We start from the raw sequence: 16671 nt of genomic DNA, 5'->3' as shown, positions 1-16671 counted from the left end.
CAGGTCGCTACCGTGGGCCTTGTAACATCTTGCATCGCGCTAGGGCCGACGCGCCTGCCGGATCGTTTTCTCCACGACCTCGACGCATTGCTGCATGGTTTTCGACCCCGCCCGGGGAACCGTCCAACCATGAAGCATCGATGTGAGGTTGATGGACGTATCTAACTGTCGTTGGTCGTACTCCCAGTGGTGTCGGCCGTCGAACATGATCCCGATCTTGAGTTCGGGGATGGCAAAATCAAAGGTCGTAATGGCTTTGCCGCCCACTGTCAGCGGATACTGCTCTACGAGCGTGTGGCCGTAGTTGCGAACCACTGGCTGGAGGAGCAACCGCAGTTCGGTTTCTTTCGGCGAATCGGCAGTTGAACGGGACAGATCGAGCACCCGAGACAGCCACCGTTGATTGATTTGCCGAAGGGCGCTGGCGCGAATGTCTTCCGCCTGTAGTCCGAGGTGTCGACGGGCGCAGTCGACAAGTTGTACAGCCTTGACCATTTCTGGGCTCACACCGGGGATTGGCTCTGTCTGCCACGAGTGTTCGCCTCGTCGAATCTGTTGCAGAGCCTGCACGGTTGCACGTAATGGTCGAGAAACGCGGATGGGCACACCGCGGTGGGTGAGGGTCCATGTTTCTGTGTGTGGGGCGTGGAGTCGTGCGACGGAGGGACGTATAGCGGAAGCGCTGAGTTTTTGGGGTGTGGGTGCTCGCAGAGTAGTGTCTGCGCCTTCAACGAGATACGGCAATCCGTAGAGAGCGAGCGCGGAGAATCCGCACACCACGCTGCCTGGGCGTTCGTACGCGTGGACGACGGCGCGCACGGCTGCGGGCACGTCGTATTTCTGGTTGTGCGGGTGGTGTCGTGCCGCGAGTTGGACTGCCCATTGTTCCAGGCTGTGGCGCTCGTGGATGAAGCGTTGTTTGCTAACAGGCAGGTAGTTTTGTCCGCGTTCCATCTGGGACGCATTGACGATGGTTGGCGGGAATTCGATGTTCATTCCGTCGTACATAACTATTTGACGTGGAAACTCTCGCCCCGGTTCCTACAATCGCCGTATGCGTGAAATTGTGTTGAACCGTGGCGGCTTTTCCATCTTCGCCCGCATCTTCGGTGAGGCGGATGCCCCGGCGTTGTTGTTCCTGCAGGGTGGCCCGGGTTTTCCGGCGCCGCGTGAGCGGTTCGAGTGGGTGGAAACTGCGCTCGAGCGCGGCTACCAGGTGGTCATGTTGGATCAGCGGGGTACGGGGCGCTCGACCAGGGTTGATTCCGCGACGCCTTCGCTTATCGACGACACCGTGCTCACCCAGCTTCGCGCCAGCGACATCATCGCCGATGCGGAAGCCTTGCGTGAGGAGATGGGGCTGAAGCAGTGGGATGTGCTGGGCCAGTCCTTCGGCGGGTTCTGCCTGACGCATTATTTGGCCATGCACCCGGAGAGTGTGGGGAGGGCGTTGTTTACGGGTGGGTTGCCGTCGATAAGCGAGGGCGCGGATGGTGTCTACCGTGCGACGTTTGCCAAGCTGAAGCACCGCCATCTGCAGTTCAACGAGCAGTACCCGGAGGCCGAGCGGACGATCCGTGAGGTGTGCCGCCACCTGGAGTCGGAGGAGGAGCTGCTGCCCACCGGAGAGCGGCTGAGCGCGCGGCGCCTGCGCACCCTCGGCATTGAGTTGGGGCGCGAGGATGGGTTCGCGTCGCTGGCGCAGTTGTTTGAGGCGCCGTTTCACCCGAACGGCAGGCTGCGCACGGACTTTTTGGCGTCGGTGGGGGAGCGTGTGAGTTTCGCCAAAGGCCCGCTGTATGCGGCGGTACATGAGTCGATCTACGGCGGCACGGTGCCGGGGGCGACGAACTGGGCGGCGGAGCGGGTCTCCCGCGAACTTACAGGGTTCGCGCCGGACGCCAGCCCTAACGACGAGGAGTTCTACCTCACCGGCGAGCACATCTTCCCGTTCCAATTCGACGAGGATCCGGAGCTACGCCCGTTCAAGGCTGTGGCAGAGGCGTTGGCAAAGAAGGACGACTGGGACAACCTGTACGCCGGGCTCGATTCCGGCCACGATGCATACGCGGCGGTGTACACCGACGACATCTATGTGCCGCGCGAGCTGTCGCTGGAAACTGCGGATGTCATCGGTGCGAAGGTGTTTGAGACGGACCAGTTCCAGCACGACGGGCTGCGCCGCCACGGCAAGGCGGTGCTTGGCCGCCTGCTGGACATGGCGGGGAAGTAGCTAGCCGCGGTTGTCTTCGGCGGCGCCGTCGTTCTCGGCGGTTGTGCTGTCTTCCTCTTCGGGCTGGTAGCCGTCGGACCATTCGCCGGTTTCGTAGTCGTAGCCGACGGGGGTGCCTTCTTCGTCGGTGCGTCGATACCAGTCGGTGTATTCGTCGGACGTGGAATCGAACTCGGCACCTGCGCCTTCGCCTGCTGCGGAGGGCTCGACCACGATTTCAAAGTCGTCGCCGTATTCTTCGATACCTCGGATGACGGCGGACTTCACCGCGTTGCGGGCGTAGGAATTGCGGATGGCGATGGGGTCGGTGGAGAGGTCCTTGATAAACGAGTACATCAGCAACAGGATGACCACTGAGAACGGCATTGCGGACAGGATGGTCAGGGACTGCAGGCCGGACAGGGCGTCTTCGCCGCCGGAGAGCAGCATGACCACAGCGATGCCCATCATGGCCAGTCCCCAGAAGACCACCACGAGTTTGTTCGGCTCGGGGTCGCCCTTGGACGACATGGAGCCCATGATCGTGGAGGCGGAGTCTGCGGAGGTGATGAAGAACACCGAGAGGATGCCGATGAGGATGTACGGGGTGATCTCCGCCAGCGGCATTTCGCCGAACATGTTGAAGAGCACTTGCTGCGGGGTGGCGGTGCCGTCGAAGCCTTCGCGGCCTTCGCGGGAGAAGGTGATTGCGGTGCCACCGAAGATAGTGAACGCGCAGATGAGCACGGCGGTGGGGACGAGCGTGGTCACTACCGCGAATTGGCGCAGAGTGCGTCCGCGGGAGATTCGTGCGATGAACATGCCGACGAACGGTGCCCAGGCGATCCACCACGCCCAGTAGAAGGCAGTCCAGGCAGACTGGAAGTCGAGGGTGTCTTCACCCCAGGACAAGGAGCGCGACGCCATGTCGAAGAAGCGGTCGGCGTAGACCAGGGTGCCTGACGGCAGTAGGTTGACCAGCAGCAGGGTTGGCCCGGTGGCGAAGATGAACAGGATGGCCGCCGACGTCAACGAGATGTTGATATTCGACAGGATGCGGATGCCTTTGCCCACACCAGAGACGGCGGAGATAACAAAGCCGATGGTGAGCACGCCCATGACGGTCAGCAGCACGCCCATGGGGGCGGAGTCGCCGCTGCGCATGATGGCGATGCCGTCGCCGATCTGCAGGGTAGAAATACCCAGCGTGGCCGCGGTGCCGAACAGGGTGGCCACGATCGCCAGGATGTCGATGATGGTGCCGAAAGGGCCTGAGCGCTTGAACACCGGGGTAAACAGCGACGACATAAGCGTGGGTCGTCCGCGGCGGTAGCAGGAGTAGGCCATGGCGCCACCGACCAGTGCGTAGAGCGCCCACGGGGAGAGGCCCCAGTGGAAGTTGGCTTGGGCGATTGCGTGGTGCAGTGCTTCTTCGGTTTCGGCCTCGACGGTCAGCGGTGGCGGGTCGAGGTACATGGTCAGTGGTTCGGAGGGGCCGAAGAAGAAGATGCCTACGCCGATGCCTGCAGCGAACATCATGGCGACCCAGGAGAAGAACGAGTATTCGGGTTCTTCGTCGTCTTTGCCCAGTGTGATGTTGCCGAAGCGAGAGAACGCCAGCACTGCCATGATGATGACGCAGGCGACGAGCACGATGTTGAAGAGCCAGCCGAAGTTGCGAAGGCCCCATGACAGTGCGCTGGAGGCGCTCGAGCCGACCCGTTCTGGGGAGGTCACGCCCCAGATGATGAAGGCAAGGATCGCTGCGGCGGTCACGCCGAAAACGACTTTGTCCAGGCTGAAGTTGTGGCGTGATTCTTCGACGCTGATGCCCGGGACGAGGCCGGGGTGCATGTCGTCGGGGTAGACGCCTTGTGTGCGTTGGACGCGCATGGGGCGTTTATTGCTTGTCGACGACGACCGTCGCGGCATCATCTGAGGGCTCATTTGGGTTTACGCTCCAGGCAGGGTGTCGGCGGCGGTCGGGTAGGACGGTTGTGCCCCGGGGCGGGTGACGGAGAACGCGCCGACGCGGCACGCATAGGTGGAGGCCTCGACGAGCGTGTCGCCCTCGATGATGCGGGCACAGAACGCACCTGCGAAGGAGTCGCCGGCGCCGACGGTGTCTACGGCCTCGACTTGTGGGGAGGGGATGTGGGTCAGCGCGTCGCCTTCAACCACGAGCGCACCTGCCGCGCCGAGGGTGAGCACGACGGAGGCGAAGCCCGCGTCCTTCAGGCGGCGTGCGAGGTCCTCGGGGGTGCCGGTGGAGTCGTAGCCAAGCTGATCGAGGATCAGGCCCGCTTCGTGTTCGTTGGCCATCAGGGGATCGGCGGCGAGCAGGGCCTCGCGTGGTACGTCGACGACGGGGGCGAGGTTGATCACCACGCGACCCTTTGCCAGTTCGACGGCGCGGGCGAAGCCGTCGGCCGGGATTTCGCCCTGCAGCAGGACAACTTCGGCGGCTTCGACGGGTTCGGCGTGGCGGGAGACGAAGTCGGCGTCGACCAGTGCGTTGGCGCCGGGGACGACCTGGACGGTGTTTTCGCCGTTGGCTGCGACGGTGATCACGGCAAGACCGGTGACCTCAGTGACTTCTTCGACGTGGGTGAGGTCGACGCCCGCCTCGCGCAGCAGTGCAGTTGCCGGGATGGCGTTCGAGTCGGTGCCTACCGCGCCGACCAGTGCGACGGGGGCGCCGAGGCGTGCGGCGGCGCAGGCTTGGTTCGCGCCCTTGCCGCCGGCGGTGATGCCTCCGCCGGAGCCGAGTAGCGTTTCGCCTGGGGTGGGGTGTCGGTCAACATTGACGGTGAGGTCGGCGTTGATGGATCCGACCACGCAGATTTTTGCGGCACTCATGGGTGCCTATAGTACGGCGGCGAGCAGCTCCCGGGTGTAGTGGTGCTGTGGGTTGGCCCAGATCTCCTCGGTCGCACCCTGTTCGACGATGCGCCCGGACTGCATGACGGCAACGGTGGGGCACAGTTCACGCGCGACGTTTAAGTCGTGGGTGACGAAGATGAGGGTGTGGTTGCCGACGGTGTCGCGAAGCAGGTCAAGCACCTGGTTTTGGATGGTGGCGTCGAGGGCGGACACGGGTTCGTCGGCAAGCAAAATGCTCGGGCGAGGGGCTGCGGCGCGCGCAATAGAGATGCGTTGGCGCTGCCCGCCGGAAAATTGTGCGGGCTTGCGGTGGCCGGCGCCGGCAAGGCCGACGCGCTCGAGCATTTCGTCGGAGCGTTGCTTATCGACGCCTACCTCACGAATCGACGCCCCAACCTCCATACGTGGGTCAAGGGAGGAGTAGGGGTCCTGGAACACCATCTGCACATCCCCTGCGACTGTCACGGTGCCGGATGTGGCCTCGCGCAGCCCCGCAATCAGGTGGAGCAGCGAGGTCTTGCCCGAGCCAGACCCGCCCACGATGGCCAGACGCTCGCCTTCGCGCACGGTGAGGGTGACGTTGTCCACCGCCATGGTGGCGCCGCGCTGCAGCGAGACACCATCCAGTTCGACGACCGGCTCGCCGAGGGCGACAGGGGCAGCGGGCGCGCCGGGCTCGGCTGCGGCGGCGAGAGCCTTGGCGTAGTCGGAGTCGGGTGCGACGATGCGGCCGTCCTTGAACACCAGTACGCGGTCGGTCATGCGGCGTACCACGGCAAGGTCGTGGGAGATGAACAAAAGGCCCATGCCGCGCTCGCGGACAAGCCGGTCGAGCAGGTCGAGGATGTCGGACTGGACGATGGCGTCGAGGGCGGTGGTGGGCTCGTCGCAAATGAGCACGTCCGGGTTCTGGGATAGCGCGAGCGCGATGAGCACACGCTGGCGCTGGCCGCCGGAGAGTTCGTGCGGGTAGGCGTCGGGGCGGTCCACGCCGACGTCTCGGAGCAGGTCGCGGGCAACGATCCGGCCGATCTTCTTCAGCGGATCGAGCGCGGTCATGGGTTCTTGGAACACCATGGCGACGTTTTTGCCGCGCACGCGGCGGCGCACGCGGTCGCGGGTGCCCACCATCTCGGTGCCGTTGACGGTGATGGATCCGGTCGCGGGCAGATCACTCAACCCCATGATGCTTAAGGCGGTGATGGACTTGCCGGAGCCGGATTCACCGATGATGCCCACGCGCTCGCCGGGGGCGATGTGGAAGGTGATGTCGTGGAGAATGCCGTCGATGCTGAGGTGCTTAACGTCGATCATCGGTGCCTCCGAGCAGGTTAAATCCCAGCACGGTCACCGCGATGGCCAGGCCCGGCCACAGTGCGAGGTGCGGGGAGGTGGCCAAGAACGGCTGCGAGGCCTGCAGCATGCGGCCCCACGACGCGTACGGGGCGGGGGAGCCGAGGCCGAGGAAGGACAGGCCAGCCTCGGCGAGAATGGCAAGGGCCACGGCGACGGAGACCTGTGTGAGCACGATCGGCCAGATATTCGGCAGGACGTGGCGCCACGCGATTGCAGGCCCGGACACCTTGGCAATGCGCGCGGCCAGGATGTAGTCGTTTTGCATCACCTGCAGCGTGCCGGCGCGGGCGACGCGGACGAATCCCGGGATGCCGGCGATGCCGATGGCTAGCACGACGATCCAGATCGACGCACCGAACACGGCGGTGAACACGATGGCCAGCAGCAGCGCGGGGAAGGCGAGCAGAAGGTCGGCGCCGGCCATGACGAATCGGGCCGCACCGCGGCGCATGCCGGCCCAGATGCCCAGCGGCACGCCGACCAACGCGGAAAGCCCAACTGCGCCGATAGCCACCGTTAGGGTCAGGCGCGCACCGTCCATGACGCGCGAGGTGATGTCGCGGCCGAACTGGTCGGTGCCCATCCAGTGCGCTGCCGAAGTGCCCTGGAGTCGGTTCTGAACGTCGGCCTGTAGCGGGTCGAACGGCGTCCACACCAGCGACAGCAGCGCAACTGCCGCGACGGCCAGGACGATCAGCCCGCCGATTTTGCGTTGTGTTGTCATGCTTGCCTCCGAACCCGCGGGTCGACCACCGTGTACGTCAGATCCACAATGAGGTTGACCACCAGCGTGAAGGCCACGACCAGCATCATCACAGTTTGAACGGTGGTGAGGTCGCGGTTGCCTACGGCGTCGAGAAGCATTGTGCCCAACCCCGGGATCGTGAACACGCGCTCGATGACCACCGCGCCAACGACCAGCGACGCCAGCTGCACACCGACGACCGTTATCACCGGCAGTGCCGCGTTGCGCAGGGCAGAGGAGTAGAGCACTGCGCGTATCGACGACCCCTGCGCCCGTCCCGTACGCACATAATCCTTCCCCAGCTCCTCGCGCACCGACGCCGCAATGTAGCGGGTCAGAATCGACGCCTGCACAAGTGAAAGCGCCGCCACCGGCAGCACCACGTGCGCAGGCGTGCCCCACCCGTTGGCGGGCAGCCAGCCTAAGCGTACGGAGAACAACGCCACCAGCGCGATACCGACCAAAAACGACGGGACGATGATGCCCACCTGCGACAGGCCACTGACCACCGCCGAGCCCGCGGAGCGGCGCCGGCCCGCGATGTACACACCGGCGGGTACCGCGACGAGCAGCGACACCGTCATCGCAAGCACCGTAAGCGTCAGCGATACCCCGGCGCGTTCAATGACGGATTCGGTGATCTCCTTGCCCGAAGACAACGAAACACCAAAGTCGCCGGTGATCAGCCCTGAAATCCAGTCGAAGTACTGCGCTGGCAACGGGCGGTCGAGCCCGAGGCGGGTGTTGAGCTCTGCGATGTCTGCCTCGGTTGCCGCCACGCCGAGCGCGATGCGCGCCGGGTCGCCCGGCACTGCGCGCAGCAGCGTAAAGATGATCAGGCTGGCGGCGACGAGCAGCAGCACAAAGCGCAGCAGATGTTTGCTGATGGTGCGGATCATTTCTTCACCTCGTTCAGCCGTAGCGAGTCAGTGACCACGTTGGGGTTGAGTCCACTCACGCCTGGGGCGTAGAGCACGATATTGGGCGCGTTGACCAGGGTCAGCGACGCCGCGTCGGCCATGACTTGGTCGATGGCGGCTTTGATGTCGCCGTCCGCGAAGTGCTGCTGGGCCTCGGGCGAGTCGTAGCCCAGGTAGTAGTCCGGGTTGCCGAACAGTTGGGCGGCGTCGCGCGGCTCCACGTGGGCGATGAGTGACGCCTGGTAGTCGTGGCCCTTGTGCACTTGGCTGAGCCACACGGCGGGGAACTCGACGGTTTCCAGTTTGATGTTGAAGCCGACGTCGCGAAGTTGCGAGAAGAGCAGCTCCGATGCGGTCTGTGCGTACGGCAGGTTGGGCACCGTGATGGTGACCTCCGGGGTGCGCCCGGCGAGCAGTTTGCGGGCCTTGTCGGGGTCGAAGGGGTAGTAGTTGTGCCCGGTGAACCACGGGTCGGTCGGCGGGACGGGTGCGCCGCCGGTGTCGGTGGCCAGCCCGTTGTAGACCACCTCGTTGATCGCGTCGCGGTCGATTGCGTACGCCACCGCGCGGCGGATGTCGGGGTCGTCGAAGGGGGCGCGTTGGTTGTTCATGCTCAGTAGCACTTCGCCGTTGGTGGTGCCCACTTCCACCCGGATGTCCTCGGGCAGCGTCTCGATCAATTGCGGGGCTTGCATCGCCCACACCACGTCCGCGTCACCCACGCGCAGCGCGTTGACGGCGGAGACCGGGTCGTCGAAGTAACGCATCACGGCGTTGCGCTCGACGGAGCCGTCCCAGTAGTCCTCGCGTGCCTCGAAGACGATCTTCTCGCCGATGTCGAAGCGCTGCACTGTGTATGGGCCGGTTCCCAGCGGGTCGGTGGCCAGGCGCTCGATGCTCGCCGGGGTCATCATCGCGCCGGTCAGCGTTGCCATGGACCACAGCCACGCGTCCGCGTCACCCTCGATGGTGACGGCCAAGGTGTGCTCGTCGAGCACGTGCGTATCGACGACCGGAGCCATCTGGGCCTTCAACCCATTCGTCCACTCGTTTTGCACGTAATCGATTGAGAACGCGGCGTCCTCGGCGGTAAACGCTTTGCCGTTGGAGAACGTCACGTCGTCGCGTAGGTGGAAGATGAATGTGTCGCCGTCGCGGTCCCACGAGGAGGCGAGGTGGGGGATGGGCTGGCCGTTGTCGTCGATACGCACCAGCGTCTCGTACACATTGCCCACGAGAGCCTGGGGTGCAGCAGCGCCGCCAACGGTGGTGAAGTCCAAGCCAGCAGGTGCTGCGGAAGCCGCAACCACCACCTCATCGCGGGCCTCGGAATTGGTGCAAGCAGCCAACGCAAGTGAAAGGGAGACGGTGGCTGCGACCAGCGTCCTTGAAAGCATGCTGTGAGATTAGTGGATGTCGGATTCCACCTGGAACCACAGGGGGGACGAGTGCCCCCGAACATTGTTCAATCCGAAGGACACCTTGTCCGCGCGGAAGATGTGCACGGCGTATTCGAGCACGTCACCGTTGTGTGTCAGCGCCTTCAGCGCCACCGCAACTACCGGGTCGTTTTCCTCGATGCCGAGTTGCGTTGCCAGCTGTGCATCGGCGCGCTCCACCGTGAAGGAACGCGACAGGTTGTTAAAGTCCGCGCCCGCGCGAATGAGTTCGCGGTGGATGGAATCCTCGGAGGTATCCACCGTCTCAATCACATCAGTCAGCGACGCGTCGAAGTACATCACTTCGGCCACGAGCGGCTCGTCGTCGGCGCTGCGCACCCGGTCGAGCACGTAGACGTCTGTGCCAGGAGTGATGCGCATCTTCTCGGCGACGGTCTCGTCGGCCTGGATGATGCCGCGGCGGTTGACCACCTCGCCCGGGTTCTTGCCCATCCGGTACAGCCACGAGGTGGTGGACAGGATCTCCTCGAACGTCTCGGTGCGGGTATTGGACAGCACCAGGGAGCGACGCCCGCGGCCCGAGGAGAGCAGGCCCTCCGCGCGAAGCGTCGCTACCGCCTGGCGTACCGGTCCGCGGGAGGTGTTGAACTGCTCACACAACTCGACCTCGCTTGGCAACGATTCGCCTGCAGGGATGTGGCCTGCGAAAATCTCGTCGCGAAGGTAGTCAGCGATCTCCTCGTGCTGCTGTGGGCGACGGAGTGGACCGGTGGGCAATTGAGCCATGAGGGTCAGTTCTTTCGTGGTCGAAGCGGATTTGTATAGCCAAATCCTAGACCACTGTTCACCAGAATTTTACTTTCCCCAGGAACCGGCAAGAATTTCCATATTCCGCAGGGTTGCGTCGTGGCTGCCGGACTGCAGCGAAATCATCAACTCGTCCGCATTGGCCAGTTTTTGGAACGCCTCGAGGTATTCCGCAACCTGCTCGCCGGTGCCCTTCGCCGTGTAGCGCAGCATGTCCGTGATCTGGCGGCCCTGGTGGGAATTGACCACGGCGTCAAGTTGGTCGTCCGAAAGCATCGTTCCGCGCCGCCCCATGAACGCGCGCACGCGGTTGCGGTGCACGATACGGGTTTGTTCCTCGGCTTCCTGCTCGGAATCGGCAGCTGTGACGTTGACCGCGGCGATGCAGTACGGCTCGGGGTGGCGCTCCGAAGGCTGGTAGTTCTCCTTGTAATAGGTGGTGGCCTGCTCCAAGTGCTGCGGCGCGAAGTGAGAGGCGAACGCGTACGGCAGGCCCAGCTTCGCGGCCAGGGATGCGCCGAACATGGACGAACCCAGAATGATCAGCGGTACGTTCGTGTTAAACCCGGGCATCGCGGTCACGCCTGGCAGTGGGGACTCGTTGGACAGCCACGCCTGCAGCTCGAGAACGTCTTCGGGGAAGCGTTCGGCGGCGGCAGGGTCTCGTCGCAAAGCACGGCCCAGCGTCTGCTGATCAGTACCGGGCGCGCGGCCCAAGCCAAGGTCGATGCGGCCGGGATAGAGCTCCTCGAGCATGCCGAACTGCTCCGCAATCACGTACGGGGAGTGGTTTGGCAGCATCACACCGCCCGAACCGAGGCGAATGCGCTCGGTCTTCGCGCCGATGTGGCTAATGAGCACCGCGGGTGAGGACGACACAATGCTCGACATGTTGTGGTGCTCCGCGTACCAAATCCGGTCGTAGCCCAACCCTTCCGCCTTTTGCGCGAAAGTAACGGAGCGCTTCATCGCCTCGCCGACGGACTCGTCGGGGTAGCGGGTGCAAAAATCGATCAGAGAAAGTGGCGTACGCATAAGGCCCCACCGTACGCGTTTTGCGAACAGTGGGGCCTCGCAGGAGAGCCAGGTGCGACTACGACTGCAGCACCGGTGCAGCGTCACCTTCGGCGGAGAGGTCTTCGCCTTCGATGGACTCCATGGTGCCCGGGATCATCGCAGGCTTCGGCTTGGCCAGGTCCACGATCAAACCGATGATGAAGGCCACAACAACCGGAACAACCCAGCCGAGGCCCTCAGCGGCCAACGGGGCCCACTGCACAATCGGGCGCAGTGCATCGGCTGCCCAGTCCAAGGAGATGAAGGTCTCGATCGCGGACCAGACCACGGCGACCCACAGCGGGACGAAGAACGCCCAGCTGAAGCGGGTACGTGCACGGAAGGCCGGCTCGATGAGCGTCAGGGCAATCAGGGTAATCGCCGGCGGGTACAGGAAGCCGATCACCGGAGCAGCGATCGCCATAACGAAGTCCAGGCCCTGGGTTGCCATGATCATGGAAGCGACAGCGAAGATGACAGCCCACACGTGGTAGGAACCCGGGAACTGCTCCGAGAAGTACTCGGCGGTTGCGGTGATCAGGCCGACAGCAGTGGTCAGGCAGGCGAGCAGCACGATGGCGGAGAACACTGCCTGTCCAGCACCACCCATGGTCAGGTTGGAGGCCTCAGCGAGCAAGCCTGCGCCGTTGTCAAAGTTGGATGCGCCCGGCATGACACGGCCAATGACGCCAAGACCGACGTACACCAGCGCAAGCATGGCACCGGCGCCAACACCTGCATAGATGGTGCCGCTGACCAGCGGGGCGCCTTCCTTGAAGCCGCGGCCACGCAGGGTGGAAATCACCACGATGGAAAACGCCAGTGCGGCAATGGAGTCCATGGTCAGGTAGCCCTCGAGCAGGCCGGAGGTCAGCGGGCCGTTGTCGTACGGCTCCTGCGGGGTGGCCGGCTCGGCGCTCCAGCGGAATGCGGACACGGAGATCATGACGATCAGCAGTACGAGCAGCGCCGGGGTGAGGAACTTGCCCAGTTTCTCCATGATGGTGGTCGGGTTCCAAGACAGCGCCAGGGCGATGCCGAAGAACACGACGTTGAAGATGCCCGAGGCAACCAGCGAGTCAAAGCCGAACAGCGGGGTGATCGCGGTTTCAAACGAGACGGCGCCGGTACGCGGCAGTGCGTAGAACGCGCCGATGGAAAGGTATGCCAGGACCGGGAAGACCACGCCGAATGCGGTGCCGGCGCGCTGCGCGAGGTCGCGCAGGTTCGAGCCGGACAGCGCAATCGCGATCACGGCGAGCACCGGCAGTAGCGATGCGGTGACAAGGAAGCCGATGAGTGCCGGCCAGAAGTTGTCGCCGGCTTGGACGGCCAGCATTGGCGGGAAGATGAGGTTTCCCGCGCCGAAGAACATTGAGAACAGGGCGAGCCCAGTCACGATGATGGCGCTGGTGGAGCGTCCATTCGTTGACTGGCCGTCTGCCCGTGAAATCGCTGTGGAACCCATTGGGAGAACCTCTCTAGCTAGTGTGCAGTTGCCTTAGCATAGACCACACGCCCGCTAGATGGGAACTAAGTTCCAATAGGTGGGACGTTAGATGGTGTTGATGGCGTCCCCGATCCGTTTGACAGCCTCCTGGAGAATCTCCGGGGAGGTGGCAAAGTTCATCCTCGCACGGTGCTCTCCGCCAGGGCCAAAGTCCACGCCCTCATTCATCGCAACTTTTGCGTGACGACGAAGCCACGCCGCCGGTTTTTCATCCACAAGCTTGGTCTTTGAGAAGTCCAGGAACATCAAATAGGTCGCCTGCGGCACCTCAATTGCAATACCCGGCACGGCCTTGGGGAGGTGCTCCACCAGCCAGTCGCGGTTGGCCCGCAGCTGCTCTATCTCTTCGTCGAGGAACTCACGACCATGCGTGTAGCAGGCCTCCGCGGCCACAATGCCGAGGGTGCCCACACCGTCTTTGGCTACCCCCGACAACGCATTCCACGTACGGGCGTCCTCGTCGTTGCTGAAGATCATCTGCGCGCACTTTAAGCCCGCGACGTTCCACGCCTTCGACGTCGCCGTTACCGTGATGCACACGTCCGGGTTGTTCGCCGCGGCGCACACGTGGGCGCCGTCGAAGACCAAGGGCGCGTGGATTTCGTCGACAATCACCCGCGCGCCATGCTTGCGTGCGACCTCGCAGACGGCATCCAACTCGTCGGCCGTGAACACGTAGCCGCCCGGGTTGAACGGGTTGGTCACGATGATGCTGCCCGCGCCGCCTGCAAACGCTGCGTCCACCTCATCCAGGTCGAGCCCGCCCGCGCTGGAGACATCCACACGCTTGCGGCCCGCAACCTGGGCAACTTCCAGGAACGGGAAGTACGCCGGCACCGGCACAATCACATCACCCTCGGTGAAGTACTTGATCGCAAGCATCACGCCGCGCACCACGTCCGCGACCGGGAAGATCTTTGCTGCATCCGGGCGCCAGCCGTAGCGGTGCTCGTAGAACCCAGCCACCGCTTCACCCAAATGGTGCGCGTGCGGCGCCGGGGTGTAGCCGAACATCTCGCGCTCCACCGCATCCGCAATCGCTTCCTTTACCGCCGGGGCGGTGGGGAAGTCGCTTTCCGCGATGAACAACGGCAGCACGTCAGCGTCGAACTGCGTCCACTTACGCGTGCCGCGGGCTTGCAGGGTTTCAAGGCTGGGAAATTGCATGCGCCCTACGGTAGTGGGATTTTTTCTTTCGCGGACCCTTTTATGCCGTAGCGCGTGGTGCTACGGTCGGTGCATGACGGAGACAATCAGCCAGCGAGAGCTGCGAAATGAAAGCGGGCGCATCATGCGAGCGCTCGACGAGGGGGAGACATTTGTGATTACAAGCAACTCGCATCCGGTAGGTGAATTGCGACCATTAAGGAAGCCACGATTCGCACGAAAAGAAGACTTGCTAGCAACGGTCAAGCGGCTTCCGAAAGTTAAGTTTGAAGAGTTCCGGGCCGATATTGACGAGTATGTAGACCAACGAATTGATCCGCGTGACTAGCAGAGGCTTGTTGGATACATCAGTGCTCCTCGATCTCGATGAAATAGATCCAAATCTACTGCCAGAGCAGTGGACAATCTCGTCTATCGCTTTCGCTGAGCTGGCTGTCGGCCCTGTTGCAGCGCAGGATCCTTTGGAGCGTGCCCGCCGATCAAATCAGACCCGTGCAATCGCTGAACTAGTTGAGTGTATTCCGTTCGACGATCGTGCAGCACAAGCCTATGCCCTTGTATATGGGGCAGTGATCCGTGCCGGGCGAAAGCCACGAGGGCGTGCGTTTGATCTCTTGATCGCAAGCACTGCTGTGGCGGAAGGGCTTGATTTGTATACGAGGAATCCGCAGGACTTTAGAGGTCTTGAAGAACTTTTGAACGTGATTTCGGTTTAGTCCGTTGCGCCCTCGTCTTCATCTTCGTCGTACTCGTCGTCATCGCCCCCGTCGGCGGCGAAACCGAACGCCTTCAACCGCTTCCTATCTGCAGCAGAAGAGGATGCCGTCAGGCGCAACAGCTCTGAATAAATACCGCCAGAGACAGCCAGATCTGCCGGCGAGCCGATCTCGTCGATACGTCCGTCGCGCAGGGTGATGATGGTGTCCACGCCGGCGATCGTCGATAAGCGGTGCGCGATCATGATCGTCGTGCGATCCCGCATAAGTTCATCCAGGCCCGCTTGGACGGCGCGCTCGGCTTTGGTGTCCAGGGCGGAGGTGGCCTCGTCGAGGATCAACAGCGGGGCGTCCTTGAGCATCGCGCGCGCCACCGCCACACGCTGGCGCTGACCACCGGATAGGCGCAGGCCGCGCTCGCCGATGATCGTGTCATAACCATCGGTGAACTTCATGATGAAGTCGTGCGCGTTCGCACGCTTGGCCACGGCAACGACCTCTTCCATCGTCGCGTCCGGCTTGCCGTAGGCGATGTTTTCAAACACCGAGCCGGAAAACAGCGCAGCCTCCTGGAACACCACACCCGTGGTGGCGCGCAGCTTCTCCACGTCCAGGTGCGAGATCTCCTCGCCGCACACCTCAAGGCGGCCACGCGTGATGGGGTAGAGGCCAAGCAGCAGGTTCACAATCGTGGACTTGCCGCCGCCCGATTCGCCCACCAGTGCGATCTTCTCGCCCTCGCGCGCGGTAAACGTCACGTCGTGCAGCACAGGCTCACCCGGCATGTACTCGAAAGTGACGTTCTCAAACGCGACGACAGGTTCGCGCACCTTCAGCGGCGTCTGCTGCGTCGCGTCGAGCGCCGGCATGCCCGAGGCCTCCGTCGCGGACACCAGCTGGCGGTTCGCTGTCGGCTCCACCGGCTCGTCCATCACCTTGAAGTAGTCGCGCGAGCCCGCGATGGCGCGCTGCGCAGAATCGACGATCCAGCTCATCATGGTCACCGGCTGGCGCGCCATGGTCACCATCTGGATGAGCATGACCATCTCACCAACCGTGAAATGCCCATCGAGCGTGCGCGTGAACAGGATCAGGTAAATCCCCAAAAAGATCAGGTTCATGGCCACGCCGCGCGCGGTATCCATGGAGTGCCACCAGCGCGACTGTGGCCGTGTGATGTCCACCGTGTTGGTGTAGTGGCGGCCGAACTTTTCTAACTCGCGCACCTCGGCACCGTAGGACTTGGTCACCTTCACCTGGCCAACGACCTCGGCGAAACGCCCGTTGCCCTCGTCGATATTGGCGTTCTTTTCCTGCTCGAAAACCTGCCAGCGTTTCGACGTCAACGCCGTCAGCCACGTATACAGCGGGAACAGCAGCGCCAGCAGCACCGTCAGCGGCCAGTAGTAGTAGGCCGTGATGCCCAAAATGGCCACGACCTGCAGCAGCATCGGCAGGAAATTATTGGTAAAGGATTGGATGAACTGCGTGACGTTCGCAATCGAGCGGTCCAGCCGCGCGATGATCGTGCCGGTGACCTGGTTGTCGTAGTAACGCTGCGGTAGTGCGAGCAACTTGGCAAAGTAGCGCGTAGACAGAATCTGGCGGATGCGCGCCACCATCACATCGCCCAGGTATCCGGACACGTTGTGCAGCATGGAAGCGGACGCCTCTGCGACAAACAGCGCGATGGCGAGCCAGACGACGGTGCGGGTTGCGTCGGGCACGGGCTCGTCGCCAAGCGCCGCAATGATCGTGTCGGTTGCCTCCCGAATGAGGAACGGGGAGATAAGCCCAAGCCCCGCGACTATCGACGACACACACCACAACCGCGATATAAAACGGCCACAACGCGGAAGCACTGCGAACGACGCGCATCAAAGACTGCATAATTTCCAC

At 63.3% G+C, this 16671-nt stretch carries 14 protein-coding genes and 1 pseudogene; 3 read left to right on the top strand and 12 right to left on the bottom strand.

Features of this window, described 5'->3' with window-relative positions:
• Positions 1-39: 39 nt before the first annotated feature.
• On the bottom strand, positions 40-996 hold the full coding sequence (locus CCOY_RS09215) for a putative endonuclease domain-containing protein (RefSeq protein WP_143028421.1): 957 nt from the start codon (positions 994-996) through the stop codon (positions 40-42).
• A gap of 58 nt (positions 997-1054) precedes the next feature.
• On the opposite strand from CCOY_RS09215, the gene CCOY_RS09210 reads away from it, so the two are divergent.
• Positions 1055-2233, top strand: a complete 1179-nt coding sequence (locus tag CCOY_RS09210; RefSeq protein WP_244268628.1) for an alpha/beta fold hydrolase — start codon at positions 1055-1057, stop codon at positions 2231-2233.
• Here CCOY_RS09210 and CCOY_RS09205 read toward each other — a convergent pair whose 3' ends face one another.
• The 10 genes from CCOY_RS09205 to CCOY_RS09160 form a co-directional block, all read right to left on the bottom strand.
• Positions 2234-4144, bottom strand: a complete 1911-nt coding sequence (locus tag CCOY_RS09205) for a BCCT family transporter (protein WP_425284119.1) — start codon at positions 4142-4144, stop codon at positions 2234-2236. It abuts the gene before it with no gap.
• A 21-nt stretch (positions 4145-4165) separates the two neighbouring features.
• Positions 4166-5071 (bottom strand): ribokinase, encoded by a 906-nt coding sequence (locus tag CCOY_RS09200; RefSeq protein WP_070421329.1) that lies wholly within the window; start codon positions 5069-5071, stop codon positions 4166-4168.
• Positions 5072-5077: 6 nt separating this feature from the next.
• Complete coding sequence (locus CCOY_RS09195; RefSeq protein WP_092100480.1) at positions 5078-6409, bottom strand: ATP-binding cassette domain-containing protein; 1332 nt, start codon at positions 6407-6409, stop codon at positions 5078-5080.
• Complete coding sequence (locus CCOY_RS09190) at positions 6396-7175, bottom strand: ABC transporter permease (RefSeq protein WP_092100478.1); 780 nt, start codon at positions 7173-7175, stop codon at positions 6396-6398. The genes CCOY_RS09195 and CCOY_RS09190 overlap by 14 nt, the downstream gene beginning before the upstream one ends.
• Complete coding sequence (locus CCOY_RS09185; protein WP_092100476.1) at positions 7172-8095, bottom strand: ABC transporter permease; 924 nt, start codon at positions 8093-8095, stop codon at positions 7172-7174. The genes CCOY_RS09190 and CCOY_RS09185 overlap by 4 nt, the downstream gene beginning before the upstream one ends.
• Positions 8092-9513 carry an ABC transporter substrate-binding protein gene (locus CCOY_RS09180; protein ID WP_092100474.1) on the bottom strand — a complete coding sequence of 474 codons (1422 nt, stop codon included), beginning with the start codon at positions 9511-9513 and terminating at the stop codon, positions 8092-8094. Before CCOY_RS09180 ends, CCOY_RS09185 begins: the two co-directional genes overlap by 4 nt.
• A 9-nt stretch (positions 9514-9522) precedes the next feature.
• Positions 9523-10302, bottom strand: coding sequence for a GntR family transcriptional regulator (locus tag CCOY_RS09175; protein WP_092100472.1), 780 nt, complete (start codon positions 10300-10302; stop codon positions 9523-9525).
• A gap of 69 nt (positions 10303-10371) precedes the next feature.
• Positions 10372-11358, bottom strand: a complete 987-nt coding sequence (locus CCOY_RS09170) for an LLM class flavin-dependent oxidoreductase (protein ID WP_092100470.1) — start codon at positions 11356-11358, stop codon at positions 10372-10374.
• A gap of 58 nt (positions 11359-11416) precedes the next feature.
• Positions 11417-12847: a branched-chain amino acid transport system II carrier protein gene (gene brnQ, locus CCOY_RS09165; protein WP_092100468.1), complete on the bottom strand. Its 1431-nt coding sequence runs from the start codon at positions 12845-12847 to the stop codon at positions 11417-11419.
• A gap of 87 nt (positions 12848-12934) precedes the next feature.
• Positions 12935-14056, bottom strand: coding sequence for a MalY/PatB family protein (locus CCOY_RS09160; protein ID WP_092100467.1), 1122 nt, complete (start codon positions 14054-14056; stop codon positions 12935-12937).
• A 73-nt stretch (positions 14057-14129) separates the two neighbouring features.
• Between CCOY_RS09160 and CCOY_RS09155 the strand changes: the two genes are divergently transcribed.
• Both CCOY_RS09155 and CCOY_RS09150 read left to right on the top strand, forming a co-directional pair.
• Positions 14130-14384, top strand: a complete 255-nt coding sequence (locus CCOY_RS09155) for a type II toxin-antitoxin system Phd/YefM family antitoxin (RefSeq protein WP_092100465.1) — start codon at positions 14130-14132, stop codon at positions 14382-14384.
• Positions 14377-14772, top strand: a complete 396-nt coding sequence (locus tag CCOY_RS09150) for a type II toxin-antitoxin system VapC family toxin (protein ID WP_342027973.1) — start codon at positions 14377-14379, stop codon at positions 14770-14772. Before CCOY_RS09155 ends, CCOY_RS09150 begins: the two co-directional genes overlap by 8 nt.
• Here CCOY_RS09150 and CCOY_RS09145 read toward each other — a convergent pair.
• Positions 14769-16662 (bottom strand): annotated as a pseudogene (locus tag CCOY_RS09145) (ABC transporter ATP-binding protein). The gene CCOY_RS09150 and the pseudogene CCOY_RS09145 sit on opposite strands and share 4 nt — an antisense overlap.
• Positions 16663-16671: the final 9 nt, after the last annotated feature.

The organism is Corynebacterium coyleae (assembly GCF_030408635.1).
Lineage (GTDB): Bacteria > Actinomycetota > Actinomycetes > Mycobacteriales > Mycobacteriaceae > Corynebacterium > Corynebacterium coyleae.
Note: the sequence above shows the minus strand (reverse complement) of the source record. Positions and strands in the feature narration are given on the sequence as shown.

Coding starts and splice junctions, on each gene's coding strand:
- CCOY_RS09200 (WP_070421329.1), bottom strand. CDS start 5,071: ATGAGTGCCGCAAAAATCTGCGTGGTCGGATCCATCAACGCCGACCTC.
- CCOY_RS09190 (WP_092100478.1), bottom strand. CDS start 7,175: ATGACAACACAACGCAAAATCGGCGGGCTGATCGTCCTGGCCGTCGCG.
- CCOY_RS09215 (WP_143028421.1), bottom strand. CDS start 996: ATGAACATCGAATTCCCGCCAACCATCGTCAATGCGTCCCAGATGGAA.
- CCOY_RS09180 (WP_092100474.1), bottom strand. CDS start 9,513: ATGCTTTCAAGGACGCTGGTCGCAGCCACCGTCTCCCTTTCACTTGCG.
- CCOY_RS09175 (WP_092100472.1), bottom strand. CDS start 10,302: ATGGCTCAATTGCCCACCGGTCCACTCCGTCGCCCACAGCAGCACGAG.
- CCOY_RS09160 (WP_092100467.1), bottom strand. CDS start 14,056: ATGCAATTTCCCAGCCTTGAAACCCTGCAAGCCCGCGGCACGCGTAAG.
- CCOY_RS09185 (WP_092100476.1), bottom strand. CDS start 8,095: ATGATCCGCACCATCAGCAAACATCTGCTGCGCTTTGTGCTGCTGCTC.
- CCOY_RS09170 (WP_092100470.1), bottom strand. CDS start 11,358: ATGCGTACGCCACTTTCTCTGATCGATTTTTGCACCCGCTACCCCGAC.
- CCOY_RS09210 (WP_244268628.1), top strand. CDS start 1,055: ATGCGTGAAATTGTGTTGAACCGTGGCGGCTTTTCCATCTTCGCCCGC.
- CCOY_RS09205 (WP_425284119.1), bottom strand. CDS start 4,144: ATGCCGCGACGGTCGTCGTCGACAAGCAATAAACGCCCCATGCGCGTC.
- brnQ (WP_092100468.1), bottom strand. CDS start 12,847: ATGGGTTCCACAGCGATTTCACGGGCAGACGGCCAGTCAACGAATGGA.
- CCOY_RS09195 (WP_092100480.1), bottom strand. CDS start 6,409: ATGATCGACGTTAAGCACCTCAGCATCGACGGCATTCTCCACGACATC.
- CCOY_RS09155 (WP_092100465.1), top strand. CDS start 14,130: ATGACGGAGACAATCAGCCAGCGAGAGCTGCGAAATGAAAGCGGGCGC.